This window comes from Parablautia sp. Marseille-Q6255, assembly GCF_951230155.1.
Taxonomy (GTDB): Bacteria; Bacillota; Clostridia; order Lachnospirales; family Lachnospiraceae; genus Choladousia.
This window is the reverse complement of record NZ_CATNVD010000001.1, coordinates 146,346-169,971: the sequence shown is the minus strand read 5'-3', so window position 1 is coordinate 169,971 and position 23,626 is coordinate 146,346. Positions and strand designations below refer to the sequence as shown.

Sequence of the window (23,626 nt, the reverse complement as noted above, 5' to 3'; positions counted from 1 at the left end):
AGATTATTAGTATGGGTGTACTTGACAAGTTTTTAAACGCAATGAAAATGAATGATGATGAAGGGTTCGATGACGATTACCTTGATGATGAATATGATAACTACGATGATTATGAGGAGGAGCGCCCGAAGAAGCGTCTTCTGAGCAAATCATATGATGATGATTACGATGACAGTCCGCAGCAGCAGGCTGCCGCGGCGCAGGAGACGGCTGCGCTGGCTGCAAAGCCTAAAGCAAAGCCGACAAAAAGTGCAAAGATTTCTCCGATGCGCCCGAAGCGCACCGCAGGCGGAACCGGCATGGAGGTGTGTGTGATCCGTCCAAAGAGCATGGAGGACGCCAGAGAGATTACGGAGACGCTGCTTGAGGAGTGCACGGTTGTACTGAATATGGAAGGGCTTGACCTTGATATTGCGCAGCGCATTATTGATTTTGCATCAGGCTCTTGCTACGCGATCCATGGAAACCTCCAGAAGATCAGCAATTATATTTTTATCATCACACCGGAGAGCGTTGATATTTCCGGCGATTTTCAGGAGATATTAAGCGGCGCGTTTGAGGTGCCGACGTTTGGGACGAGATTTTAAGATGACAGGTGAAGAAGTACTATTATCAAAACGGATCAGGGAGCTGGCTGACACAGCGCAGAGAAGAGGGATTGTGACGTTTACAGATTTCCTGAATCTGAATGAACAGAATATTTTACATCAGACCTTACAAAAGTTTTCCTGGATCAAAGGGGAAACTTTTGGCGGTTATGAGGGAGCAGAGCGTCAGATTGCAGCATTTATACCTGATGCTTTTTATATACCCCGCGACTCTGACAGCATTTCTTATCCAATTTCCTGTATTCATATACTTCCGCGCAACATAAAATTTGCGGACAGGCTGTCGCACCGGGATATTCTCGGCGCCTTAATGCATCTTGGCATCGACCGGTCAAAGACAGGGGATATTGCGGTATGCAAGGATGAAGCGTATCTGTTTTGCAGTACGCCGCTTGCCGGCCTGATCTGTACAGAGCTTACGAAGATCCGGCATACGGTGGTCGATTGTACAGTCTGTGATCTGCAGGAGTTTACTTATACGCCCGAAACAAAGTCGATCCGGGGAAGTGTTGCGTCGGTACGGCTTGACGCAGTGATGGCGCTTGCTTTTCAGTCGTCAAGGAGCAGCCTTTTATCACTGATCGCGGACGGGTCTGTTTTTGTGAACGGAAAGCTGATCACAACGAATGCGTACAGCCTGAAAGAGCAGGACATTATCTCCGTGCGCGGATTTGGCCGGTTTCGGTATATTGGTGAGCTTGGCGGGACAAAAAAGGGAAGACATATGATCGAAATAGAAACATACATATAGTGCAGTTTAGAAAGGAAGGACAGTATGAGGAAGTTTGCTCCGGAATCAAAAATCACAGTCAGGACAGCGGGGAATGAGCCGTATGATCTGCTGCTTCGCGGTTCTTTTGATGCGCTTGGCGCAGCGCTTACGGATCTTGGATGCAGCGGCCGCCGCCTGTGTATTGTGACGGATTCTAACGTATCGTCGTATTATCTGGACGCTGTGAAGGAACAGATCAGACCAGTGGCATCCAGGCTTGAGGTCTATGAATTTGAGGCGGGAGAAAGCAGTAAGACACTTGATGTGGTGCGCGGGCTGTATGAGAAGCTGATCACCTGTGGTTTTGACCGCCAGGATTATCTGGTCGCACTCGGCGGAGGCGTGGTCGGAGATCTGACAGGCTATGCAGCGGCAACGTATCTGAGAGGTATCCGTTTTGTGCAGATACCAACGACTCTGCTGGCACAGATCGACAGCAGCATAGGCGGAAAGACGGGAGTGGATTTTGATCAGTACAAAAATATGGTAGGAGCGTTCCATCAGCCTTCTCTGGTATATATAAATACAGAGGCTCTGCAGACGCTTCCAGAAGATCAGTTTGCAAGCGGGATGGGAGAGCTGCTCAAGTACGGGATCAGTCTGGATGCGGATTTCTATGAGTGGACGATCGATCATATGTCAGAGATTGAGGAGCGGGAACCGGAGGTTCTTGCGGCGATGATCACGCGCTGCTGCCAGCTGAAGCAGTATATCGTGGAAAAGGATCCGACAGAAAAAGGAGAACGGGCGCTTTTAAACTTCGGTCATACGATTGGTCATGCGATTGAAAAGCTAAAAGATTTTCAGCTGCTGCACGGCGAATGTGTGGCGCTTGGCACTGTTGCGGCAGCATATATTTCATGGCAGCGCGGGATGCTCGATGAGGATGAGTTCTATGAGATCCGTGACATGAATGTGGGTTTTGGGCTGCCTATCTCGTTTGACGGCTTATCCTCACAGGCAGTTGTGGATGCGACCAGAAAGGATAAAAAAATGGATGGCGGACAAATCCGCTTTATCCTGCTGAAAAAGCTGGGACGCGCATATATTGCGACTGATGTGACGGAAAAGGAAATGCTGGAGGCAGTGGATGCGCTCAACGCAGAAAGGGATTGATCCATGAAAAAGAGACACAGCCTGCTGGTATGGGGAGCCGTCCTGACGGCCGTTCTCCTGGCGATCGACCAGCTTACAAAATATTGTGCGAAAACGTATCTTGCACCCGTTGGAAGTGTATCGGTCATTCCCGGTGTTTTTGAGTTTTTTTATCTCGAAAACCGCGGGGCGGCATTCGGGATGCTTGCAGACCGGAAGGGATTTTTTATCCTGGTCGCAGCGCTGATGTGCGCGGCGGCGGCCTATATATATATCCGCCTTCCGGAAGCTCATCATTATACACTGATGCGGGTGATCTGTATCCTGGTTGTGGCAGGAGCAGCCGGCAATATGATCGACCGGATGCTGCACGCATTTGTGATCGATTTTCTTTACGTCTCTTTGATCGATTTCCCGGTATTTAATATTGCAGACTGCTACGTGTGTATCGGCGCGGCTCTGGCGATTGTTTCGATTTTTACCGTGTACCGCAAAGAGGAGTTTGAATTTCTGTTTCCCCGGAAGAATGCGTATACAGAAAAAGACAGGTAGGGACAGAAAAGCGCTACGAAAAGAGCCGGACAGATATAGGATAAGAAGGGAAAAAGGAGCTAAGGCCGGGCGAAGGGATTGGAAAGGGCAGGTATCGGGATGGAAAGAAGAGAAGAAATGAAAATAGATGCAGCAGGAAGCAAAAAGCGCCTTGATCGGCTTCTCGCGGATGCGTTCCCGCAGCTTACCCGTTCCTATTTGCAGAATCTGATACGAAACGGATGCGTAAAGGTAGACGGAAAGCCTGCGAAGGCAAGCTTAAAAGCAGGAGAGGGAGCAATCGTACAGATTGATTTCCCGGAATTGGAAGAACTTTCTGTAGAACCGGAGAATATACCTCTGGATATTCTTTACGAGGATGAGGATCTGATCATTGTCAATAAGCCAAAGGGGATGGTGGTGCATCCGGCGGCAGGACATTACAGCGGGACGCTGGTCAATGCGCTGCTGTATCATTGTCATGACAGTCTCTCGGGGATCAATGGCGTGCTTCGGCCAGGTATCGTACACCGCATCGACCAAAATACGACAGGATCGCTGATCGTATGTAAAAATGATGCGGCTCATCAGGCAATTGCCGATCAGCTTGCCGTTCATTCGATCACGCGGAAATATCGCGCGATCGTACATGGAAGATTGAAGGAGGACGGCACTGTGCATACAACGATCGGCAGGCATCCGCTGCACCGCAAGGAAATGGCGGTCAATGTTCCAAATGGAAAGGATGCCGTAACGCATTACCGCATCCTTCAGACGTTTGACAGGTTTACATATATAGAATGCAGCCTTGAAACAGGGCGCACCCACCAGATCCGGGTACATATGAAAAGCATCGGACATCCGATCCTCGGAGATGATGTTTACGGTCCGGCCAGGTGTCCGTTTAAGAATCTCCAGGGACAGACGCTTCATGCCATGACGATCGGATTTATACATCCGCGCACGCAGGAGTATATGGAATTTGAAGCGCCGCTGCCAGAGTATTTTGAGCATTTACTGAAAAGTCTGCAATCATGTGTTTGACTGGTCCGCTTTTTTCTCATCCTTTGTGCGGCACTTTTTCGGTACACGGTCGCTCCAGGATGGAAGATTGCCGTTTAAGATCGCTGTAAACATGCGTTCTTTTGTGCCGGAATGTTCGCGGCCGAGTGCTGCAAGCAGATTTTTTGCGTATTCCCGCTGTGTAAATCCGTCTGCCGGGCATGGATTTTTCACGACAGGGAGTTCATATTTATTCATAAAGCCCTTCACATCCGCTTCATCCACGTAGATCAGCGGGCGGATCAGAGTCAGATCCATCCGGTCCAGATACGTGACTGGCGCGAAGGTATGGATGCGTCCTTCCAGTATCAGGGACATCAGAAGTGTCTCCACAACATCATCCTTGTGATGGGCGTAGGCGATCTTATTGCATCCCAGTCGTTTTGCAGCTTCATTAAAGGCGCCTTTGCGCATTTTTGCACACAGCGAGCAGGGATTTTCTTCTTTTCTGTCTTCAAAGATGATCTTTCCGATCTCTGTCTCCACCACCGTATACGAAACCTCCAGTTGGTCGCAGAGCGCTTTAATCGGCGCGAGATCGAATCCGTCAAAGCCCAGGCTTACTGTAATAGCCTCGATCGTAAAAGGGTTCGGATAGAAGCGTCTGAGGCCGCAGAGCGCATAGAGCAGTGTCAGACTGTCTTTTCCTCCGGAAATGCCTACGGCAATTTTGTCCTGAGGCTGTATCATGGAAAATTCATCGACTGCTTTTCTGGTAAGACTCATTAATTTCTGTAATTTCATGCAGGTATTGTCCTTTCAGCTTTCACGCAGCTTTACGGCAGAGGCAGCGCGCCTGCGCCTGTCCTCATCCATGGCAGCGTAATGTTTTCTTGTTGTATTTACATCTTTATGTCCAAGTACATCGGCAACGAGATAAATATCCCCGGTTTCTTTATAAAGGCTTGTGCCAAAGGTACTGCGCAGCTTATGCGGTGTGATCTTTTTTGCCGTAGTCACTGCGGAGGCATATTTTTTTACCATATTTTCGACCGCTTTTACGCCTATCCTTCTGCGCTGGCTGGAATAGAAGAGTGCATTTTCCTGGCCTGGAACCGGCGTGATCGTACTGCGCACCTCGAGATAATCGAGCAGAGCCTTTTCGACTTCTTCACCAAAGTATACGATCATCTCAGAGCCGCCCTTGCGGACTACGCGGATACCGCCATTTTTAAAGTCCACATCTGATATATCCAGTCCGACACACTCCGAGACTCGGATACCGGTCCCAAGCAGCAGTGTGACGATCGCCAGATCTCTCAGGCGTGTTTTTTCGTAGTAGACTTTTTTCTGGCCGGTCAGATGATCGCCGCAGTGTTCGATGTAGTCAAGCAGTCCGGCAGTCTCATCGGGATCCAGCCGTACGATCGCTTTGTCATGCAGCTTTGGCATGTCGACGAGCAGCGTCGGATTTGTCCGGATCATTTCCCGCTTATAAAAATAGGCATAAAAGCTGCGCAGAGCAGACATTTTGCGTTTTAAACCGCGTTCGCCGTTTGTGAGCATTTTATCGTCGCTGCGGTATACTTTCAGATATTCCTGATATTCTTCAATATCAACAGCCTGCATGCAGTCAAGGACATCCACCGTGAGATCCGTGAGCTTTTTATTTTTGAATGCAGGATTTTCGGTCACAAGAAACTGGAAGAAAATCCGTATATCATAGGCATAGGAAATTCTCGTCCGTGTGCTTGTGGTAGGCTCGATCGCCCGGAAATAGTCTTTTGCAAACGGAGGAAGCGTTTTCAGCACCTCGCGGAGCTTCAGGACATTTTCCGTGTTGATCTGTTCCTGATAAGAAACTGTTTTGTCCATAGTGAGCGTTATCGGAATCCTTTCAATAATAATAGAATAATTGGTAAATATATAAAAAGGCAACAATCTATTCGAAAAACATGTGTTTCGCGAATAGATATCTATTACCTATCTTACCACATCTATTTCCCTTTTTGCAACTGTTTTGTTCTGTTTGCAGCTGTGTTTTTATAGCATACAGGAACCGACACTTTTTTCTTTCTGGTCAGCTTCTTTACTTGCTTTTTAAATGCTGCTTTGCTGATCGTGTTTCCATTTTCATCAAAGCACTGTGTTGTGTAATACTTTTCAGAACGCAGCTTTATATGATCCGTTCCTTTTGCCAGCTTATGATATGCCTGGTATTCGCCGTGCAGATAAGTCTTTGTCACAAACACCCCTGTTTTCTTATAATAACCAAAGGAATCCCGATAAGTGCCGACGTCGTACAGCTTTCCATTGCGGTATGTATACAGCTTGTAGCCTCCGGAAACATGTCCGGTTCCTGCCGCAGTACCATCAATAAAAAGCTCCGGCACAGAATCTTTATCAACATAGATCAAAGAAAACTTAAGCTTTGAGGATCGAACCTTCTGCCTGCTATTCCATTTTAATTTTTTCTGACTGAGCAGGCGCTGGTATTCCTTCAGTGCTTTTGTTTTTTGCGAGGCTGCATTTGAGGTAACGCTCTGTGTGAAAAATGCGCAGCTTAGTACCATACAAAACAGCAGGATCTGTATCGCAGACCGTTTCCAGCCGCTTTTTTGAAAAGTATTTTTCCTCATATACTTCTGCTCCCTTCTGATGTTTTAGATTTTCTTTTTTAATATATCATAAAAGAACCGCCAAAGCCATATTCAAATACAACTATTTGAAAGGAATGACGGTTCTTTAAAGTCCGGTTTTATGGTGGCCGTTTTGGCCCCGGTCGTGTGAGGTTAAAGGATTTCAGCTGTCACTTGGATCGTTTTCAGCGGTGTCTGGGCAGCGTCATAGAAAGTCACCTGGAAGCTGGTTTCGCCTGCTGTCGGAAAGGCTGCCTGAAAAGCGCCTGCTGCGGAAAATTCCGTTGTGTCAAAGGAAACCATGGCAGGATCAGCATTTTCAATAGCTGCATAGACTGCCTCTGTGCCCTCCATTATGATCTGTCCTGAAACGGGTGTGCCGGCGGTGATCCCGGATATCAGGAGCTCTTCTGCTCCTGTGTACTGTGCGGTAACAGAGGTCTGCGAAGGATCCAGACTGATCCCGCATTCTGCGGTCTGAATCGTCCATACGGTACTGTCTGCAATCTCCTCAGAGTGCATAGTTCCATCCGATGAAGCAAAGGCGTCTGCGGACAAAGTGATATAGTAGCCGGAATTTGCTGCAAGCGCAGTATCAAGGAAAAGTGTTGCTTTTGTTCCCTGCTCCCAGCCTTTTTCGAGAAGCTCCTCTTCTGTCATCGGGGCAAACACAGCCTTCCCGGTATCTGCAGTAGAGATTGTCTCAGCGACAGAGCCATCCTGGTGGCTGAGGATCACAGAGCCTGCTCCGGCTACAATATCCTTGTTTTTAAAGAAAACAGTAAGCTGACTGATGCCTGCCGGATATGTCTCAAAGCTGTTTTCTTCGGAAGTCACTGGTACAAATATCATATCCTCGGAGGTGAGAACAGTTTCACCGCCGGCATCCGCACCGGTCTGGGCTTCTACCATAATATCAGCGCCCCCGTCAAGAATACCCTCATCGCCAGAGGCAGGAAGGTCGCCTGTTGTATCTGTCTGGGGCTCAACCGTGATATCTGCTCCTCCATCAAGAATCGCTCCTTCGGTAGCAAAACTGCTGTCTCCGGTGTCTTCTGTCGGAATGGTTGTATCCGAGGTATCTGTTTCAGATCCTTCTGTCGGTGCAGTCGTCTCAGGCGCTTCTGTATCGACGGTCTCATCTGATGCAGCCTGTGTCTGCGGCTCTGTTTCAGAAGAAGCATCACCGTAGGAATCAGAAGATGTAATGTCAAAATCAGCGTCCCCTTCTGACTGTGCCGGTGCTTCTGTAGACGGCGCTTCTGTTTCTGTCAAAGCAGAATCATCCGTAGCGTCGAAGATAACAGAGTCTCCCAGTGCAGAATCATCCGTATTCATCAGAATACTGTCCGGATCGACGGTCTCGGACTGCGGTGCCTCTGTCTGTGCAGCCGGGTCATCGATCAGCGGTGTCTCGATCGCAGTTTCTGTCTGCTGCTGCGCTTCCTGCTCCTGCATATTTGACTCGATGCGGTCAAGCGTTTCTTTCATTTCTTCGTAATCATACTCCTGCTGTGCGATCTGCTGCATCAGCTGTGCGAGCAGCTCCCGATCCTCGTCAGTCAGAGAAACATTCTGCTCCTGCGCCACCTGATTGATAATGATATCAATATCACTGTCACTTACGACATTTCCTTCGATGATCTGAGTTTTTGTCTCATTAACGATCTCCGTGGCTTCGATTGGACCGATATTGTTTGCAATAGTCGTTGTGGTGATCAGCTCCTGTGTAGCGACCTCCTTTTTCTCCTCATCCAGCGTCGTACCCACTGCTGACTCATAAGCCATCAGGATGCCGGTCAGAGCGCCGGTACCGGACACCTCGAACGGGGAGGCAGCCAGCACATCACAGTTGACAACACCCGAGGTAGATAAGGTGGCTGCGATCATGTTGCTTGTTACCCAGGAAAGATTTGCCGTCTTTACCTGAATCCCTCCGGAGTTTGTCGGACTGACAAGCGCGCAGCTGTATGTTTTTGTACCGATCTGCTCCAGCGGCACGTAAGAACCGAGATGATTGCGCTCATCCTGATTCGTGATCGTAAGAGTCTGAAGGTTCTGACCAGCCACTCCGAAGTAACGCAGGATCGCCTGCTTCTGCTCTTCTGAGAGATCGGCGCCAAGTGTTACTACTTTCTGTCCGTCTGCAAGCACGGAAGCAGTCGGTATGGAAGCTGCTATACATGCGGCACTTACGAGTGCAGCGATTAATTTTCTTTTTCTGTACATATACGTTCCTCACTTTCCCAAACTGTTCTTCAGTTGTTAGAAAAATTATAGCACTGCAGGAAAAATAAAACAAGAAAACAAAACGAAGGGAATTATTAACCTTTTCTTAACGGATTTCTCAATCGATACAAAGCCGGTACATCGCAGAAAGAAACATTTGTTTGCTTTTTACGGGGGCATATGATATACTTAAAAAAACATATGTACGGGAGGGACACCGTTATGTCAGAGAGACGGATTACGGCAAAGCAGGAAGAGATCCTGAATTATATAAAGAATGAGATACTGGAGCGGGGATTTCCTCCGGCAGTGCGTGAGATCTGCCAGGCAGTGAATCTGAAGTCCACCTCTTCTGTTCACTCTCATCTGGAATCACTGGAAAAGAACGGATATATCCGCCGTGATCCGACGAAGCCGCGCGCGATAGAGATCCTGGATGATTCGTTCAATATGGTACGCCGTGAGATGGTAAATGTGCCGGTCGTGGGTACAGTCGCAGCCGGACAGCCAATCCTTGCACAGCAGAATATCGACAGCTACTTTCCTATCCCGGCAGAATATATGCCGAATGAGCAGTCGTTTATCCTTCGTGTAAAGGGGGAAAGCATGATCAATGCAGGGATCATGGACGGCGACTGCGTACTTGTGAAGCAGCAGTGCACAGCAGATAATGGTGAAATGGTTGTTGCACTTGTGGACGACTCTGCTACAGTCAAGACTTTCTATAAAGAAAAGGGCCATATCCGTCTTCAGCCGGAAAATGATACGATGGATCCGATCCTTGTGGACGACTGCCAGATTCTGGGAAAGGTATTTGGCGTGTTCCGTTTCTTTTCATAAGGTCATAAGGCAGATACCGCACAGTACACAGGAAGAACTGAAAAACGGAAAACAGCCCGGATCAAACCTGTATCGGGACTGCTCCTTTTTGGGGCATTCACAGATACGAAGTCTGATCCGGGCTGTTATTCTGTCATATCAATATGCTGCGCTGCACCTATTTCCTGAGAGGGGCGTTATAGGATCCTGTCTGTCAGGACAGCTCGAATCGTTTTGCCAGACCGCTCAGCAGCTCTCTTGGCATTGCGATATGGAAACCTGCCGGATTAAGCAGATAGCCCTTGGATTCTTTTGCCAGAAGCTTCGGAAGATTTGTAAACGGTACTGCGAGCGCTTTAAATTTATTTTCGCGGTTAAATTTTGCCAGCTCGTTTGGATCGGTAAAGATCGGCTGCATCATTTCATCATTTTTATTTTTGAGGATCGGCAGGCGATACTTTCTGTTTTTCAGCTTTTCGGTATCAGATTCCGGTCCTTCGAGCAGCTCGATCGGAACGATATATCTGGATTTCACAAGATTTGCAGCCAGCTCCTCTTCCAGATCTTTTATCTGTGGCTTTTCCTGAACTGGTACGGGGCGGGAAGCCTCCTGCATAAAATAAAGGCCGGTCAGCTGCAGCTGCGGATTGGACAGCGGCTGCTGCTCTCTTGGCAGCGCTGAGAAATCAGGCTTTTTTACAAGCTCTTCCAGTTCGAGAAATTCCCGTGAGGACTCTTTTACAAATACGAGTTCATTCACACCGATCGTATAGAGCATAGAGAAAAATCCAAGAAAAGCCTTGTTCGGATATTTGATGCCTTTGAGCAGAATCTTCTTTTCTGTATAGGACTTGGCAAACTCCTGAAGAAGCTTTTCGTCATCAAAAATAAAAATCTGATCATTGAAGGTTTCTGGATCACAGACAACGAGCGGCATATTTGTATATGCACAGTATGCCACGATCATCTCTTCTCTTTTTTGGATGCTTTTGATCAAAAATGTTTTATCTACTGTCATAATCTCTCTCCTGTTTTATGATAATTCTTCCAGTGTGATGCTCTTTCCGTCTCTCCAGATCCGCTCCAGATCATAAAACAGCCTGTTTTCTGAATCAAAGACGTGAACAATAATATCGCCGTAGTCCAGCAGCACCCAGTTTGCAGTATGGTAGCCTTCCGTCTGCTTTACCGGATAGCCTGCTTTATGAAGTGTTTCTTCTACATTATCAGCAAGAGCCTGTACCTGACTGCGGTTTGTTCCGGAGGCGATAATGAAATAATCAGCCAGAACGGACACCCCGGAAATATCGATCAGTTTTATATCTACAGCCTTTTTGTCATCAAGTGCATGGTACGCCAGCCGTGCCATTTCTTTTGCTGTATGTTCTGCCATTCTCATACCTCCGTTTTTTCCATAAGTTTTTTATAGTAATTATATGCTATTACCGTCTGGTTATCAAGACAAGTTTTTTCTTTTTCCAGAAAAGTTAAAGTATCTTTCAGTATTGTATAAACAGCACAGTCAATATCTTCAAATGCCATACGGCGTATGGCATCCAGACCGGCAGCCTTATTTCGCATTGGCTCGATGTAGTCCGCGGTAAAGATGATTTTTTCCAGCAGAGTCATCTGGGGCCTGCCTGTTGTATGAAATTCGATTGCGCTTAAAATTTCAGGATCAGTTATATCATATTTTTTTGCGGCAATATACGCTCCGAGCCGCGCGTGCAGTAAAAAGGGAGCGTTTTGCTCAGTTTCTGAGACAGGGATATGATTCTGGCGGCAAAGCTTCAGTTTTTTTTCATTTGGGATACATTTGGCACAATCGTGGAGAAGCCCGGCAACCTGAGCTTTCTCGATGTCTTCTCCATAGCGCATGGCAAGAGACGCGGCGGTATACATAACGCCAAGTGTGTGCCAAAAGCGCATTTCATCCATATATTTTTTCAGTTTTTTCTGCATTTTTAAAATGTTGTATCCATCCATCCTGCTTCGTCCTTCCAGGGTCTATTCTTTTGTGTTCTGTGTATCTTTGTACAGGCCGTTTTGTTCGATATACTCAAGCACGCAGTCCGGTACGTAATAACGCAGTGTGCGGTTATTGCGGAAACGGCTGCGCAGCGCGGTCGATGAAATATCCAGCTCCGGGCTGTCAAGAAAAAGTATTTTTGCACCGTAGCTGCGTTTGAGCTCTTCTGCTTTGCGCTGCATGGCGTCAAAGGGAAGATCATCTCTGACAGCAGTCAGAAGCGTACAGTACCGGCAGATGATCTCCGGATATTTCCAGGTATCAAAAGCCATCAGAGAATCCGCTCCAATGATAAAAAAATACTCTGTATCCGGATGGTTGTGCTGCAGCACCTGCAGTGTTTCGTACGTATAAGTATAACCGGAACGCTCCATCTCATCTGCTTCCAGAGAAAAGTGCGGATTATCCGCGATCGCCAGAGCAACCATATTCATCCGGTCGCGGCCCGAAGCGCCGTCCGGACGATACTGCTTGTGCGGAGGATTGCCGGACGGCAGGAAAAGGATATGATCCAGCTGGTACTGCTCGTATGCACATTCAGCCAGAATCAGATGTCCATGATGGATCGGATCAAATGTGCCGCCCATGATTCCTACGCGAAGCTTTCTGTCTGCCTCCATGACCATTCACCTCTGTATCAGGATTTTTTTGCTTTCTGAGGCAATTCAATTTTTTTCTTATTGTCTTTGCCTTCTTTATAAAGGACAATTTTTTTCCCGATGACCTGCACCACCTGAGAACGAGTGCGCTCTGCCACGACCTGCGCCAGCTCATGGGGATCGTCCATACAGTTTTGGAGCACGCTGATCTTGATCAGCTCCCTTGCGTCGAGCGCCTCGCCGATCGCCTGGGTATTTTCTGGCGTGAGACTTGATTTTCCGATCTGAAAGATCGGTTCCATAGTCATAGCCAGACTCTTTAAATAAGCACGCTGTTTGCTTGTCATAATCTCCTCCATTTTTCAAGCAGAACATTTAGTTTACATAATTAAATTATGTAAACTAAATGCGCCGTAGATTCTGTTTTGTTTATTTGTAGTAGTCAAACTGAAGTCCGTAGATTCGGACCGTATCTCCATCCTGGATGCCAAGCGCCTCCAGCTGTTCGAGAATCCCCTGATCTTTGAGGAAGTTCTGGAAAAACTGGAAGCCTTTTTCAGATTCCAGATTCGTGTATCCGAGCATTTTTTCAATACGCGGTCCCTCTACAAGATAGGTATTTTCTTCTTCGGAGGATTTTGTTACTGTAAACGGAAGATTTTCTCCCGGCAGATGCAGCTGAGGATCATACTCCTGCTCGAATACTGTCGCCTCCTGCGGAAGCGCCCGCAGCATCTTTTGTACATGGTAAAGAAGCTCTTTTACTCCTGCGCCTGTGACTGCCGAGATCGCAAAGACAGGAATGCCCTGCGGCTCAAATTCCCTGCGCAGACGCGCGATCGGATCCTCTTCTTCTGCATAGATCGCATCAGTCTTGTTTGCGGCGATCACCTGCGGCCGCTTTGCAAGCTCTTCGTTGTATGCGGCGAGTTCCGCATTGATCTTATGGATATCGTCAACAGGGTCCCTTCCTTCTACAGAAGCTGCGTCAACGATATGGATCATCACTTTTGTACGCTCAATGTGGCGTAAAAATTCATGTCCGAGTCCCACGCCCTCTGAGGCACCTTCGATAAGACCTGGAATGTCGGCGATCACAAAGCCTCCGCCTTCCATATCCACGACTCCGAGATTTGGAGAAAGTGTTGTAAAATGATAATTTGCGATCTTGGGATTCGCATTTGTGACGCGGGAAAGAAGGGTCGATTTTCCTACATTCGGGAATCCGACCAGCCCGACATCTGCGATCACCTTTAATTCAAGGAGTACCTCAAGCTCTATGGCTTCCTGTCCGGGCTGCGCATATTTGGGTGCCTGCATAGTAGAAGTTGCGTAATGCATATTTCCATTTCCGCCTCTCCCGCCCTTTAAGATGACCTGGCGGCGGTTGTCTCCTGACATATCGGCGATCACCTGACCGCTTTTCGCCTCCTTAATGACCGTACCCTGCGGCACCTTTAAAACAATATCCTCTCCATTCCTGCCGTGGCATCTGCGTTTGCCGCCCTCCTGCCCGTCCTGTGCAGAAAACTTTCTGCGGTGTCTGTAGTCAATCAGTGTATTTAAGCCTTCATCGACCTCGAAAATCACGTCGCCGCCTTTTCCGCCATCACCGCCGTCCGGGCCGCCATCCGGCACGAAAAGCTCTCTGCGGAAGCTGACATGTCCATCGCCGCCCTTTCCAGACCGGATGATAATGCGCGCTCTGTCTGCAAACATAATGTCACCTGCTTTCTTTTTCTATCATATAATACAAAACAAGCTTCAAACCATATGATGATTTGAAGCCTGTGTCAATTATTCTGCTGCTACCGGAAGTACAGAAACCTGCTTCTTGTCTCTTCCTTTTCTCTCAAATCTTACGATACCGTCTGCTGTAGCGAACAGTGTATCATCACCGCCACGACCTACGTTCAGACCCGGATGGATCTTAGTACCGCGCTGTCTGTAAAGAATGTTTCCAGCTTTTACAAACTGTCCGTCCGCTCTCTTGGCGCCAAGTCTTTTAGACTCGGAATCACGTCCGTTCTTTGTAGAACCAACTCCCTTTTTATGAGCGAAGAACTGAAGGTTCATCTTCAACATAGTTACACCTCCTCAGATGTCAGGGTAATATATTCATTTCCGTAATCAGCCTGAATACTCTCAATACCGAGAATAAGGCTGTCCATCAGCAATACAGCTTTCCCACTGAGTGTTTCCGGGAACCTTACCGTAAGCATACCGCCGTCTTTTCCTGCTTCTACTGTAAATGCGTCATCTGTAAACTTCTCGATTGAATTCACAGTATTGAATGTTAAAGCAGAAACTGCAGAACATACGATATCTGATCCCGCATCTGCGAATCCGGCATGTCCGGCGCATCGAAAGCCGCTGTACTGATCTCCAGATTTCCACACGGTAAACCGGATCATACCAGATTAACCGTTGATCTTTTCGATCTTAACCTGTGTGTACTGCTGTCTGTGACCGTTTTTCTTGTGGTAACCTGTTTTTCTCTTGTACTTGTAAACGATGACTTTTTTAGCCTTGTCGTTCTTTACTACTGTAGCTGTAACAGTTGCGTCTGCTACATCAGAACCAACCTTAAGACCGTCATTGCTTACTGCAAGCACCTGATCAAACGTAACAGTTTCACCAGCTTCAACACCAAGCTTTTCTACGTTAATGATATCGCCTTCGGCTACTTTGTACTGTTTACCACCTGTTGCAATAATTGCGTACATATGGCACCTCCCATAATCTTTACTCGCCAAATTCGGTGGTCCGTAGACACTTTTACCTCTTTGTGCGGCATACTTTATTAAGATAGCACATCTCGTGACAAGCGTCAATGGTTTTTTTGCAAAAAAATGTAGATCCGGACAATTTAAGGATTGGAGCGTTGCGGAATTATTTACAGATATGATAAAATAAGAAAAGTAACAACGCAGTTGCTCTTTAAAAACTGACAATTTTTCATCATAAACGCAAGGAGGGATTCGCATGGCATTATCACAGGAAAAAACCTATACCATAGAGGATATTTTTGCTTTACCTGAAAACGTGAGGGCCGAGCTGATTGACGGTCAGATTTATTATCAGGCATCACCGACAAGGACACACCAGCATATTACTGGATGGCTACACTTAAAAATTGGCAACTATATCAATTCCAAAAGTGGAAAATGCAAGGTACTTTTTGCTCCATACGCCGTATTTTTGAGTGAAAACAATAAAAACTATTTAGAACCTGATCTTATGGTAGTCTGTGACGAATCTAAGCTTACAGAGGAAGGCTGCAAGGGTGCGCCCGATCTAATTATAGAAGTGGTTTCACCGTCTACACGCAACATGGATTACGGCAAAAAAATGATTAAATATTTAAACTCCGGTGTGCGCGAATACTGGATTGTAGACCGCGAAAAAAATAGAATCACCGTACACTATTTTGAAAAAGAAGAATACAGTGAGTATACCTTCTCGGATACTGTCAAGGTCAGGATTTTTGACAATTTTGAAATTAATTTTTCAGAACTGGATATTTCATCTAAAAAATAAAGGCGAAAAGCTGATTTGAGACAGCGTAAGAAAATTCATTGACAATTTCTCATCTTCAATATTCAGGTATAAAAATAAGTCTATAATTGATTCTCATACAAGAACTGATTATAGACTTATTACAATGTCTGAAACATTTCAAAACCTTGAATGTACAACGAAAATCGGGGCAACAGGATTTGAACCTGCGACCTCTCGGCCCCCAGCCGAGCGCGCTACCAAGCTACGCCATACCCCGGAACATTTCTATTTTACTAGAAATGTTTTTTGTTGTAAAGAAAAAATTTTCAATTATCCAAATAAATTTTCGCTGTAGATACCCTGTGCGATCAGATCTGCAAATGCCTGCTTTACGACAGGCGTATCTTCTTTGAAGGTAACGCCAAACCAGCGGTCTGCAGATGGAAGCACAGAGAGCGTCACCTGTTCTTTTTTGAGCAGATCATCCACGATCGTCGGGAGCAGATATTCCGCCTTTAATTCATTGCCTTTCATTGCTGAGAGAAATTCTGCAAATCCGTTTTCCAGAATCTCTATAAAATCGGGTGTAAATCCCCAGAAATTCATGGAAACAAGACCATCCGGATCCAGTGGAGTAAGCGTATGATCCTCTGATAAAACGGCTGCCCCATCCGCGGTTTTGATGATATTGTGTGTTTCACAGATCTGTGTTAATGCTCCGTTTTCATCCAGACGGCAGATACCTCTTGTAACACCTCCGTTTTCAGAAAGTGTATTTTTCAAAATGAAGCCTGCCATACAAAAATGATATTTGGAATCATGCTGTGGTGCGGTATGTACAAGATAGTCATGTACTTTATAAAAGGCATCCTGGCCATAGTAATCATCTGCGTTGATTACTGCGAAGGGTTCCTGTACGATCCCGCGGCATGCGAGAATCGCCTGCCCTGTTCCCCAAGGCTTTACGCGTCCTTCCGGGACACTGTAGCCGTCCGGCAGATCATCCATTTCCTGGAAAGCATAGGCAACAGGAATGAGCTTCTCGATCCGGTTCCCGATTATGGCCTTGAAATCATCCAGCATGCTTTTGCGGATGACAAAAACGACCTTGTTGAAGCCTGCTTTTATGGCATCGTAAATAGAATAATCCATGATGATCTCGCCGGAAGGACCAAACGGTGTCAGCTGCTTGATCCCTCCGCCAAAGCGGCTGCCGATCCCGGCGGCCATAATGACTAAAGTAGTATTTTTCATTTTTTCTCCCGTTTTTTCAGAAATGATGCAGGAAACAGCCTCTGTATCATTTCTGAGCATTTTGATTATGCAAGTATCTTATCATACGCAGCTGTAAAAATCCAGACCTAATTCCGGACGACTGGTATAGTATAAAAGAAATCTTTGGAAGGGGAATGCGTTCTATCACGTGCGATCCCCCGCCTGGACGCCCGAAGGCTGCGGGGGATCTCGTGATAGATACTGGATTATTTTGTGAAGGTTTCTCCGACCTGTTCCTGTGGAGTGATAACGATATTTTCTCCCGGGATTTCTGTTTTTCGCTTGACAATATCTTCGATCTGAGCTCTTTGTGCGTCACTTAGCTCGGCCTGGCTTACTACTACGTCCGCAACACCATCGGTAATGCTGACAATACATCCGGCAAAGCCCTTTGCTTCCAGCAGCAGTTCTGCAGCGGCTTCCTGCTCCGCAATCTGAGTCATCTGTGTCATGGCGGAGACTGCATTTTGCTTCTGATCTTCTGTCACATTTGTATTGTTAATGACTTCGAGAAGCGTTTCTTTGCTTTTCGCCCGAACCTGTTCGCGGTTCAGACGCGCGGAAGCCAGGATACTGTCGCTGGCAGCAGAGCTTGCAAGAACTGCTTCTCCAACACCTGCTTCTGAATCGGCTTCATCCAGGGAAGCTTCCTGTGTGGCATCGCCATCGAGGCTGACGATATCCGAATAAGTATCCAGATATGTATCCGCTCCTTCTCCCGCCCCCGTATCTGCTACCAGTACTGCGCTGTCGTCTGTGCTTACTGTATCTGCTTTCTCGTCCAGAATTTTGCCTGAATAATTCAGGTAGCCGGCAATTGCGATCATGATTGCCAGTGTTGTGATGATGATTTGGTTTTTCTTAAAAATCCGTTTCACAAGTTCCTCCTTATTCCATCTTCATTACTTTGATTTTATGCGCTTCTACTCCGAATAATGCCATTACTGCTTCGGTTATTTCAGAAACTGTCTGTGGGTTATCGCCGCCCTGGGCGATCACAAGGACACCGGATACCTCTGGCTTTAGCTCCTCCGCAACATAGGGGCTTTCCTTTCCGGTGCTGTCTTTTTGCAAAACGGTATGTTCTGTGCGGTCATGCTCCTGGGAGCTGCTGTTTTCTGACTGCTGCTGCGCTTCGGATTCCTCCCTGTCTTTTTCTACAATTTTCCTGCCGTTGGATTTTAACGTCAGCATGACCTCTGCCTTTCCAATGCCCTCTACGTGACTTAGGATTGTCTGTAATTTTTTTTCCAGCTCCTGTGTCTGAGAGCCGGAGGAAAGATACACGGGCGCTTCTGTCTCCTTTCCTTCCTGCTCATCCGGCACGGAAGCCGGATCTGTTGGTACGGAAATGACCAGAAGCAGACATCCTGCCAGGAGCAGGATCATGATCTGGTCTTTTTTCATCTGCTTTAATTTTTCTATCCATTGCTTCATGTACCTGTATCACACTCCTGCACGGTTATTTTGACTGCATCCGGATGGATCAGATACACCTGTGAAAGCTCTTTTCCAAGTGCGTCCGCCGCATCAGTATGCGATGTCTTTATGGTCAATGAGATACTCTGGATACGATACGTCTCTGAGCGGTCAAAGGAAACGGCTATGTCGATCAGCTCGGCCTGACAGGCCTGTGTGATCTCCCGGATCTGCCGCGTCAGCTCTCTTTGGTATGCTTCGCTGATCTGGCTGTTTTTCAGATCCGCCATTCCTTCTATGGCAGTTTCCATGTCATAATAGGCTTCCTTTGCAAATTCCAGCCTCAAAAGACGCTCAAGCTGCCCGTCGCCGGCAAGGAGCTGTATGGCGGGACGGGCGGCCATGAGGAGAAAAAGAAGGCCTGCATAAAATTTTGCGTATTTGGAAAAGCTGCTTTCCGGTATCAGATGCATAAGCACAGTCAGGATACAAAGGCTTCCTGCCAGTGCTTTGATCCAGTTCGTCATTCTTACCCTCCAGTGATGGATGCAGTGATCATAGCAAGCGATATGACAAAAATTGCCAGTGATGCTACAAGTACCCGCAGGATTAGTCCGATGCTTTTAGAAAGACTTTCAATTCCTGCAACCATGCGTTTTTCACTGATCGGCTGGATCAGTGCGCACAGGAGCTTAAACAGCAGCATACAGGCAGCCAGTTTGGCGATCGGGAGCAGGCAGATAAAGGAAAGCGCCAGTATCCCTGCGATCCCTACCGCATTTTTAATGATAAGCGCAGAGCCGGCGACTGTTTCGAGTGCCGAGTCCAGCATAGATCCGACTCCGGGGATCGCCTTTGCAAGACGGTGCAGACCGGAGTTTTTCATAGAATCTACTGCCGGAGCGATCAGGCACTGTACAGCCTGGAGACCCAGCACAACTCCCAGTATCGTCTTGACGCTCCAGCTGATCATCGTTTCGATAAGAGAAGAAAGCTGAGAAAAATAATCCTCTTTTCCGATCTGGTTCAGAAGGAGGACGATCATATAAAAGTGGATCGCCGGGAGGATGAGCTTTAGAAGAACTCCCTGCATCAGACTGATCCCCAGTACTGTGATCTCATAAAATCCGACCGCAGAGATACTTCCTGCGCACAGGACCACAGTGACCAGATAGGAAGGAAGCAGGACCTTCATAAAGTCATACATGGCATTGCATGCCTGCTGTCCGATCATGCTCATGTCAACAAATGAGTGCAGCAGCATGGTACAGACCAGAAAATAAATCATATAAAATCCGATCTCCGCAATCTGACTGCTTTTAAAAATATGGATAAAATTAGAAAAAACGGCGCAGGACAGCACAATAACAAGGATCTGAAGCACAATATTCTTCTGCTGGCGAAGCTCTCCCAGAAACAGTTCTCCGACATATTGCAGGAGCCTGTCCGGCTCGAAAGGTATTTGACCGCTTAACAGATGCCGGATCGTCTGAGAAAAAGAAAACTGATCAGAGTCTGTGCTTTCCGACAGCTGCGACTGTATGGCATCCATATCAATATACTCATCCGCTATAGAAAAAAGATCTGTCTGCGTTTCCGTCTCCTCCTGCGCAGAACATTCACTTTGAAAATCATAAGGAGCAGCTTCTTCTGCATTTGCAGGTACTGCCGGACCAAACAGCAGTACGGGGATCATAAAAAGGATCAGCCATCGCATAGGCACTGTCTCATAAAAAACCATAAATCGTTTCCAGCAAAGCCAGAATGATCGGTGAGCTGATGGCGAGAATGGATATTTTTCCAAAGATTTCAATCTGCCCGGCAATCGCTGCATATCCGGCATCCCGACAGATATTTCCTGCAAAATCAGCCACATAAGTGATGCCGATGATCTTCAGGAGAATGCGGAAATAGTCTTTTTGCTGTGAAAAATAGCCGCTGAGCGTATTTAAAAGCTCAAATACGCCGGAAAGCTTTGTGACACTGTAAAAAATGATCAGCATGCAGGTAACGATGCTGATAAGACTGGAAAATGGAGATTTCAGATTGGCAAGAAACAGTCCCAGTATCACACCGGTCAGACCAAGTACTGCGATTTTTATAATATTCATATACAACCTCACAGTGCAAACAGCGATTTTACAGTTTCGAATAACTGGCTGATATAGGGAAGGATCCAGAACAGCACGAGTACAAGGCCGGCAAGTCCGGTCAAAAAGGCGTGCTCTTCTCTTCCGCTTTGTTTCAGAATCTGACTCAAAACAGAAACCAGTATTCCGACAGCCGCTATTTTGAAAATCAGATTTATACTCATGGTTGTTCCTTTCCTGACTGGACGCGGTTCTGGCTGCTGCCTCAGAATCAGATCAGAAGGAGGATGATCAGAATACCTCCCGCTGTGCTCAGGGAGCGGTACAGCCTGCCCTTTTCCCTGTATATGGCTTCGGCGCTGCGGCTATAGGAGAAAAAGCGGTCCGCATATTTTTTTAATAATGTTTTCTGGGTCACAGGATCTGTACAGCAAAGGGCAGCGCCGGACTGACACAGCATGCAGTATTCCTCATCTGAGAGCAGATGCTCCGGCAGCCTGGAAGCTGCATCCTTCCATATTTGAAGAAAGCTTCCCTCCTCCCGGCTGTCGATCCTCCTGACGGTATATTGAAGCATACTGGCAGCTTCTGTACGGCAGTGACTGGATGCATACTGCAAAGCTTCCTGGATCAGAGAATAGCGGTGCGTCATTTCCTGATCCAGGAAAAGAAAGACTTCATATATCTCACGCAGAAAATACCATCTTTTTTTCAGATTGTTTTCCAGATAAAAACCGGACAGCATGGATGCCGCAAAAATGCACAGGTATCCGGCAGTCCTTAACGCAGTCATGGAAGCTCCTTTGGATCTTTTGCTGTCTGATACAGGAGGTCGCCGTTGCAGTCGAGGATTTCCCGGATCCTGCTGTCTGAATGATTCTGTAAGACCACAAAACGGTCAAACATATGAGCGTCGAAAATCTCCTCCAGCAGCCGCTTTTTTCGGATTTCCTGCACAGAGGTTCCGTGGATAGTCGCAAACAGCCGACAGCCGCTGTGGAATACGCAGGCAAGCGCAGCCTCATCTGCACGGTTTCCTATTTCATCCACCGCAATTACCTGCGGTGTCATGGAGCGCAGCAGCATCATCATTCCGTCTGCTTTGGTGCAGCAGTCAAGGACGTCTGTGCGCATACCGACATCATTTTGCGGAACCCCCTGCCAGCAGCCTGCGATCTCTGAACGCTCGTCCACGACTCCGACATTTTTTCCTGACATTCTACCGGTGCCATCGGACACCTGACGGATCATATCGCGCAGTATTGTTGTCTTTCCGGCGCCTGGCGGAGAGATGATCAGTGTATTTTGTACCTCGTTTCCATTGATGATATAAGGCATGATCTCATCTGCACAGCCCGGTATCTGATGTGCAATCCGGATATTGATAAAAGAAATATACCGGATACCAGTCAGCTGTCCGTTTTCTGCTACGGCTTTTCCGGCAATGCCGATCCTGTGCCCTCCGGCTACTGTAAAAAAGCCCTGCTTCAGTTCCTCGTTAAAGGCATACAGGGAATAGCCGGATATGTAAGAAAGCGTCTCCCGGATATCGTTCTCACAGACACGGTATCCGGGCTGTGTCTGATTGGTCAGACTGCCGTTTTCAGAGAGCACGTATTCTTTTCCGGCATATCGGATGAAAACGGGCTGTCGGATACGCAGGCGGATTTCCTGCAGCTTCTCCGGGTCAAGACGACAGGTCTGTATTCTTTTTCGGATCCCGTCTGAGAGCAGATGGTAAATGGTCTCCCCCTTTTTTTCCTGGACTGGTCTTAGATTCTGCAGCTTGCACCACCTCTTTCCTCTTCTCTTTTCTGATTTAAGGCAACCGTTCAGCCATGTACAGAGTATGCGGCGGCAGAAGCTGCGCGCCGGCTGATTCGAGCGGATGGCTGAACGGTTATGATTTAAGTATATGGGACAGTCTTTGTAAATATGACTAAAGCATGGAAGGGATGAGCGCAAGTTTGAGTAATAAATAAAAAAACACAGCAGACAGAAAAATATAACGGAAGTTCTGTCTGCTGCGCTTTGAGCAGTATCGTACACCTTATTTCAGTTTTTCCCTGTACTGCCAAAGCCTCCGCGGTCCGGCGCATCCAGAGCCCCCTCGATAAACTGTATCTGAGGCTGGTGCTCCATGATACGGAACTGACAGATCCGGTCATTTTTCTTGATCTGTGTGTCGCGGACTGCCAGGACAGGCATGCGCCACCAGTCATTTGGTCCGGCATACGTCTCATCAATGACTCCCATATGGTTTGTCTGGATAATGCCGTAATTTTTGAAACTGGAGCTGCGCGGGACAATGTGCGCCTCGTATCCGGCAGGCAGCTGCATTGCTACGCCCAGATGGATCAGTGTGAACTCTCCCTTTTTCAGAGTTACATCCTGCGCGGCACGCAGATCGATCCAGTCAGATTTTCCGTCAATGTATTCCAGCCGTTTGATGGAATCATCCAAATATTGAATCTTTATCTGTTTCATATCGTCTCCTTTATATCCTGAACTTTTGTGCGGCAGCTTATTCGCAGTGCAGCACCACTTTTCCTGCTGTAAGGGATTCTTTTACATCAATGACACGCTGATTTGCACTGCCCCTCCAGTAGAGCTTCGTATCGCGAAGCTGTTTGACATATGGACCATCTACCAGAACATCGAGATAATGCACGATCTCTCTGGTTTTTACGTATTCCCAGAGATAACCGGTGTACAGCCAGATTGTTTTCCGGGGGAACTTCATGCGGATTTCCTTTGCAAGCGCCAGGATATCTGCTTCGTTTGATTCAAACAAAGGATCACCGCCGCTGAATGTGACACCGGATACATATGGTTTGGAGAGCTGGGCAAAAAGCTCTTCTTTGTCCTTTTCTTCAAATAGAATGCCGCCGTCTGGATCCCAGGTAACGGGATTCTGACATTCCGGGCAACGGTGCGAGCAGCCGGAAACCCACAGGACGACACGCAGTCCATCGCCGTTTAGCATATCATCCTTTGTGATATTGTGATAACGCATAT

At 47.2% G+C, this 23,626-nt stretch carries 31 protein-coding genes and 1 tRNA gene; 7 read left to right on the top strand and 25 right to left on the bottom strand.

Going from position 1 to position 23,626, the window contains the following annotated elements; translation table 11 throughout:
• Positions 1-11: 11 nt before the first annotated feature.
• The 5 genes from QOX44_RS00895 to QOX44_RS00875 all read left to right on the top strand — a co-directional run bounded on the left by QOX44_RS00895 (position 12) and on the right by QOX44_RS00875 (position 4,050).
• Complete coding sequence (locus tag QOX44_RS00895) at positions 12-587, top strand: cell division protein SepF (RefSeq protein WP_283680763.1); 576 nt, start codon at positions 12-14, stop codon at positions 585-587.
• On the top strand, positions 571-1,359 hold the full coding sequence (locus QOX44_RS00890) for a YlmH/Sll1252 family protein (protein WP_331488274.1): 789 nt from the start codon (positions 571-573) through the stop codon (positions 1,357-1,359). Before QOX44_RS00895 ends, QOX44_RS00890 begins: the two co-directional genes overlap by 17 nt.
• A 24-nt stretch (positions 1,360-1,383) precedes the next feature.
• Entirely contained in the window at positions 1,384-2,496 is a 1,113-nt protein-coding gene (aroB, locus tag QOX44_RS00885) for a 3-dehydroquinate synthase (protein WP_283680762.1), read from the top strand.
• A 3-nt stretch (positions 2,497-2,499) separates the two neighbouring features.
• The gene (gene lspA / locus QOX44_RS00880) at positions 2,500-3,027 is read left to right on the top strand and encodes a signal peptidase II (protein WP_283680761.1); all 528 of its coding nucleotides are present in this window, start codon (positions 2,500-2,502) and stop codon (positions 3,025-3,027) included.
• A 99-nt stretch (positions 3,028-3,126) separates the two neighbouring features.
• Positions 3,127-4,050, top strand: coding sequence for an RluA family pseudouridine synthase (locus QOX44_RS00875; protein WP_283680760.1), 924 nt, complete (start codon positions 3,127-3,129; stop codon positions 4,048-4,050).
• Here the strand turns inward: QOX44_RS00875 and QOX44_RS00870 are convergent.
• The 4 genes from QOX44_RS00870 to QOX44_RS00855 all read right to left on the bottom strand — a co-directional run bounded on the left by QOX44_RS00870 (position 4,039) and on the right by QOX44_RS00855 (position 8,876).
• Positions 4,039-4,812 carry a tRNA lysidine(34) synthetase gene (locus QOX44_RS00870; RefSeq protein WP_283680759.1) on the bottom strand — a complete coding sequence of 258 codons (774 nt, stop codon included), beginning with the start codon at positions 4,810-4,812 and terminating at the stop codon, positions 4,039-4,041. The genes QOX44_RS00875 and QOX44_RS00870 overlap by 12 nt on opposite strands.
• Before the next feature lie 15 nt (positions 4,813-4,827).
• Complete coding sequence (locus QOX44_RS00865; protein WP_283680758.1) at positions 4,828-5,883, bottom strand: tyrosine-type recombinase/integrase; 1,056 nt, start codon at positions 5,881-5,883, stop codon at positions 4,828-4,830.
• 122 nt (positions 5,884-6,005) lie between these two features.
• Complete coding sequence (locus QOX44_RS00860; protein WP_283680757.1) at positions 6,006-6,647, bottom strand: hypothetical protein; 642 nt, start codon at positions 6,645-6,647, stop codon at positions 6,006-6,008.
• A gap of 153 nt (positions 6,648-6,800) precedes the next feature.
• Positions 6,801-8,876 carry a DUF1002 domain-containing protein gene (locus tag QOX44_RS00855; RefSeq protein WP_283680756.1) on the bottom strand — a complete coding sequence of 692 codons (2,076 nt, stop codon included), beginning with the start codon at positions 8,874-8,876 and terminating at the stop codon, positions 6,801-6,803.
• Positions 8,877-9,098: 222 nt separating this feature from the next.
• Between QOX44_RS00855 and lexA the strand changes: the two genes are divergently transcribed.
• A complete protein-coding gene (gene lexA / locus QOX44_RS00850) occupies positions 9,099-9,716 on the top strand; it encodes a transcriptional repressor LexA (RefSeq protein WP_283680755.1) in 618 nt (205 codons plus the stop codon).
• Positions 9,717-9,909: 193 nt separating this feature from the next.
• Here the strand turns inward: lexA and QOX44_RS00845 are convergent, their stop codons facing one another.
• The 9 genes from QOX44_RS00845 to rplU form a co-directional block, all read right to left on the bottom strand.
• Positions 9,910-10,713, bottom strand: a complete 804-nt coding sequence (locus tag QOX44_RS00845) for an SseB family protein (RefSeq protein WP_283680754.1) — start codon at positions 10,711-10,713, stop codon at positions 9,910-9,912.
• Between the two features lie 15 nt (positions 10,714-10,728).
• Complete coding sequence (rsfS, locus tag QOX44_RS00840; RefSeq protein ID WP_283680753.1) at positions 10,729-11,088, bottom strand: ribosome silencing factor; 360 nt, start codon at positions 11,086-11,088, stop codon at positions 10,729-10,731.
• Between the two features lie 2 nt (positions 11,089-11,090).
• A complete protein-coding gene (gene yqeK, locus QOX44_RS00835; protein WP_283680752.1) occupies positions 11,091-11,681 on the bottom strand; it encodes a bis(5'-nucleosyl)-tetraphosphatase (symmetrical) YqeK in 591 nt (196 codons plus the stop codon).
• A 21-nt stretch (positions 11,682-11,702) separates the two neighbouring features.
• Entirely contained in the window at positions 11,703-12,344 is a 642-nt protein-coding gene (nadD, locus tag QOX44_RS00830) for a nicotinate-nucleotide adenylyltransferase (protein WP_283680751.1), read from the bottom strand.
• A gap of 17 nt (positions 12,345-12,361) precedes the next feature.
• Positions 12,362-12,670, bottom strand: a complete 309-nt coding sequence (gene yhbY, locus QOX44_RS00825; RefSeq protein WP_283680749.1) for a ribosome assembly RNA-binding protein YhbY — start codon at positions 12,668-12,670, stop codon at positions 12,362-12,364.
• Positions 12,671-12,752: 82 nt separating this feature from the next.
• Positions 12,753-14,042 (bottom strand): GTPase ObgE, encoded by a 1,290-nt coding sequence (gene obgE / locus QOX44_RS00820; RefSeq protein WP_283680748.1) that lies wholly within the window; start codon positions 14,040-14,042, stop codon positions 12,753-12,755.
• A gap of 78 nt (positions 14,043-14,120) precedes the next feature.
• Positions 14,121-14,408, bottom strand: a complete 288-nt coding sequence (gene rpmA / locus QOX44_RS00815; RefSeq protein ID WP_283680747.1) for a 50S ribosomal protein L27 — start codon at positions 14,406-14,408, stop codon at positions 14,121-14,123.
• Between the two features lie 2 nt (positions 14,409-14,410).
• Entirely contained in the window at positions 14,411-14,737 is a 327-nt protein-coding gene (locus QOX44_RS00810; protein ID WP_283680746.1) for a ribosomal-processing cysteine protease Prp, read from the bottom strand.
• A 6-nt stretch (positions 14,738-14,743) separates the two neighbouring features.
• On the bottom strand, positions 14,744-15,049 hold the full coding sequence (gene rplU / locus QOX44_RS00805) for a 50S ribosomal protein L21 (RefSeq protein WP_283680745.1): 306 nt from the start codon (positions 15,047-15,049) through the stop codon (positions 14,744-14,746).
• Positions 15,050-15,308: 259 nt separating this feature from the next.
• Here rplU and QOX44_RS00800 point away from each other — a divergent pair, with 259 nt between their 5' ends.
• The gene (locus QOX44_RS00800) at positions 15,309-15,863 is read left to right on the top strand and encodes a Uma2 family endonuclease (protein WP_283680744.1); all 555 of its coding nucleotides are present in this window, start codon (positions 15,309-15,311) and stop codon (positions 15,861-15,863) included.
• A gap of 164 nt (positions 15,864-16,027) precedes the next feature.
• Here QOX44_RS00800 and QOX44_RS00795 read toward each other — a convergent pair.
• From QOX44_RS00795 to nrdG, 12 genes are all read right to left on the bottom strand, one after another.
• A tRNA-Pro gene (locus tag QOX44_RS00795) sits at positions 16,028-16,101 on the bottom strand.
• 53 nt (positions 16,102-16,154) lie between these two features.
• Positions 16,155-17,078 carry a nucleotidyltransferase family protein gene (locus tag QOX44_RS00790; RefSeq protein WP_283680743.1) on the bottom strand — a complete coding sequence of 308 codons (924 nt, stop codon included), beginning with the start codon at positions 17,076-17,078 and terminating at the stop codon, positions 16,155-16,157.
• A gap of 227 nt (positions 17,079-17,305) precedes the next feature.
• Positions 17,306-17,977, bottom strand: coding sequence for a SpoIIIAH-like family protein (locus QOX44_RS00785; RefSeq protein WP_283680741.1), 672 nt, complete (start codon positions 17,975-17,977; stop codon positions 17,306-17,308).
• Between the two features lie 10 nt (positions 17,978-17,987).
• Positions 17,988-18,536, bottom strand: coding sequence for a stage III sporulation protein AG (locus QOX44_RS00780; protein WP_283680740.1), 549 nt, complete (start codon positions 18,534-18,536; stop codon positions 17,988-17,990).
• Complete coding sequence (locus QOX44_RS00775; RefSeq protein WP_283680739.1) at positions 18,533-19,045, bottom strand: stage III sporulation protein AF; 513 nt, start codon at positions 19,043-19,045, stop codon at positions 18,533-18,535. Before QOX44_RS00775 ends, QOX44_RS00780 begins: the two co-directional genes overlap by 4 nt.
• Positions 19,046-19,047: 2 nt before the next feature.
• A complete protein-coding gene (locus tag QOX44_RS00770) occupies positions 19,048-20,235 on the bottom strand; it encodes a stage III sporulation protein AE (protein ID WP_283680738.1) in 1,188 nt (395 codons plus the stop codon).
• Between the two features lie 10 nt (positions 20,236-20,245).
• Positions 20,246-20,629 (bottom strand): SpoIIIAC/SpoIIIAD family protein, encoded by a 384-nt coding sequence (locus tag QOX44_RS00765; RefSeq protein WP_283680737.1) that lies wholly within the window; start codon positions 20,627-20,629, stop codon positions 20,246-20,248.
• Between the two features lie 8 nt (positions 20,630-20,637).
• On the bottom strand, positions 20,638-20,832 hold the full coding sequence (spoIIIAC, locus tag QOX44_RS00760; RefSeq protein ID WP_283680736.1) for a stage III sporulation protein AC: 195 nt from the start codon (positions 20,830-20,832) through the stop codon (positions 20,638-20,640).
• A 47-nt stretch (positions 20,833-20,879) separates the two neighbouring features.
• Positions 20,880-21,401 (bottom strand): stage III sporulation protein AB, encoded by a 522-nt coding sequence (locus QOX44_RS00755; RefSeq protein ID WP_283680735.1) that lies wholly within the window; start codon positions 21,399-21,401, stop codon positions 20,880-20,882.
• The gene (spoIIIAA, locus tag QOX44_RS00750; protein WP_334305515.1) at positions 21,398-22,393 is read right to left on the bottom strand and encodes a stage III sporulation protein AA; all 996 of its coding nucleotides are present in this window, start codon (positions 22,391-22,393) and stop codon (positions 21,398-21,400) included. Before spoIIIAA ends, QOX44_RS00755 begins: the two co-directional genes overlap by 4 nt.
• 270 nt (positions 22,394-22,663) lie before the next feature.
• Positions 22,664-23,095 carry a dUTP diphosphatase gene (locus QOX44_RS00745; protein WP_283680733.1) on the bottom strand — a complete coding sequence of 144 codons (432 nt, stop codon included), beginning with the start codon at positions 23,093-23,095 and terminating at the stop codon, positions 22,664-22,666.
• A gap of 37 nt (positions 23,096-23,132) precedes the next feature.
• On the bottom strand, positions 23,133-23,624 hold the full coding sequence (nrdG, locus tag QOX44_RS00740; RefSeq protein ID WP_283680732.1) for an anaerobic ribonucleoside-triphosphate reductase activating protein: 492 nt from the start codon (positions 23,622-23,624) through the stop codon (positions 23,133-23,135).
• Positions 23,625-23,626 lie beyond the last annotated feature (2 nt).

Excerpts from the sequence above, each read along its gene's own strand:
- yqeK (WP_283680752.1), bottom strand. The coding sequence starts at position 11,681 with ATGGATGGATACAACATTTTAAAAATGCAGAAAAAACTGAAAAAATAT.
- QOX44_RS00775 (WP_283680739.1), bottom strand. The coding sequence starts at position 19,045 with ATGACGAACTGGATCAAAGCACTGGCAGGAAGCCTTTGTATCCTGACT.
- yhbY (WP_283680749.1), bottom strand. The coding sequence starts at position 12,670 with ATGACAAGCAAACAGCGTGCTTATTTAAAGAGTCTGGCTATGACTATG.
- lspA (WP_283680761.1), top strand. The coding sequence starts at position 2,500 with ATGAAAAAGAGACACAGCCTGCTGGTATGGGGAGCCGTCCTGACGGCC.
- nadD (WP_283680751.1), bottom strand. The coding sequence starts at position 12,344 with ATGGAGGCAGACAGAAAGCTTCGCGTAGGAATCATGGGCGGCACATTT.
- rsfS (WP_283680753.1), bottom strand. The coding sequence starts at position 11,088 with ATGGCAGAACATACAGCAAAAGAAATGGCACGGCTGGCGTACCATGCA.
- QOX44_RS00790 (WP_283680743.1), bottom strand. The coding sequence starts at position 17,078 with ATGAAAAATACTACTTTAGTCATTATGGCCGCCGGGATCGGCAGCCGC.
- nrdG (WP_283680732.1), bottom strand. The coding sequence starts at position 23,624 with ATGCGTTATCACAATATCACAAAGGATGATATGCTAAACGGCGATGGA.
- QOX44_RS00770 (WP_283680738.1), bottom strand. The coding sequence starts at position 20,235 with ATGCGATGGCTGATCCTTTTTATGATCCCCGTACTGCTGTTTGGTCCG.
- rplU (WP_283680745.1), bottom strand. The coding sequence starts at position 15,049 with ATGTACGCAATTATTGCAACAGGTGGTAAACAGTACAAAGTAGCCGAA.
- QOX44_RS00765 (WP_283680737.1), bottom strand. The coding sequence starts at position 20,629 with ATGAATATTATAAAAATCGCAGTACTTGGTCTGACCGGTGTGATACTG.
- aroB (WP_283680762.1), top strand. The coding sequence starts at position 1,384 with ATGAGGAAGTTTGCTCCGGAATCAAAAATCACAGTCAGGACAGCGGGG.
- QOX44_RS00780 (WP_283680740.1), bottom strand. The coding sequence starts at position 18,536 with ATGAAGCAATGGATAGAAAAATTAAAGCAGATGAAAAAAGACCAGATC.
- QOX44_RS00875 (WP_283680760.1), top strand. The coding sequence starts at position 3,127 with ATGGAAAGAAGAGAAGAAATGAAAATAGATGCAGCAGGAAGCAAAAAG.
- QOX44_RS00755 (WP_283680735.1), bottom strand. The coding sequence starts at position 21,401 with ATGACTGCGTTAAGGACTGCCGGATACCTGTGCATTTTTGCGGCATCC.
- QOX44_RS00745 (WP_283680733.1), bottom strand. The coding sequence starts at position 23,095 with ATGAAACAGATAAAGATTCAATATTTGGATGATTCCATCAAACGGCTG.
- spoIIIAC (WP_283680736.1), bottom strand. The coding sequence starts at position 20,832 with ATGAGTATAAATCTGATTTTCAAAATAGCGGCTGTCGGAATACTGGTT.
- QOX44_RS00860 (WP_283680757.1), bottom strand. The coding sequence starts at position 6,647 with ATGAGGAAAAATACTTTTCAAAAAAGCGGCTGGAAACGGTCTGCGATA.
- QOX44_RS00865 (WP_283680758.1), bottom strand. The coding sequence starts at position 5,883 with ATGGACAAAACAGTTTCTTATCAGGAACAGATCAACACGGAAAATGTC.
- obgE (WP_283680748.1), bottom strand. The coding sequence starts at position 14,042 with ATGTTTGCAGACAGAGCGCGCATTATCATCCGGTCTGGAAAGGGCGGC.
- lexA (WP_283680755.1), top strand. The coding sequence starts at position 9,099 with ATGTCAGAGAGACGGATTACGGCAAAGCAGGAAGAGATCCTGAATTAT.
- QOX44_RS00845 (WP_283680754.1), bottom strand. The coding sequence starts at position 10,713 with ATGACAGTAGATAAAACATTTTTGATCAAAAGCATCCAAAAAAGAGAA.
- QOX44_RS00810 (WP_283680746.1), bottom strand. The coding sequence starts at position 14,737 with ATGATCCGGTTTACCGTGTGGAAATCTGGAGATCAGTACAGCGGCTTT.
- QOX44_RS00800 (WP_283680744.1), top strand. The coding sequence starts at position 15,309 with ATGGCATTATCACAGGAAAAAACCTATACCATAGAGGATATTTTTGCT.
- QOX44_RS00895 (WP_283680763.1), top strand. The coding sequence starts at position 12 with ATGGGTGTACTTGACAAGTTTTTAAACGCAATGAAAATGAATGATGAT.
- QOX44_RS00855 (WP_283680756.1), bottom strand. The coding sequence starts at position 8,876 with ATGTACAGAAAAAGAAAATTAATCGCTGCACTCGTAAGTGCCGCATGT.
- rpmA (WP_283680747.1), bottom strand. The coding sequence starts at position 14,408 with ATGTTGAAGATGAACCTTCAGTTCTTCGCTCATAAAAAGGGAGTTGGT.
- QOX44_RS00870 (WP_283680759.1), bottom strand. The coding sequence starts at position 4,812 with ATGAAATTACAGAAATTAATGAGTCTTACCAGAAAAGCAGTCGATGAA.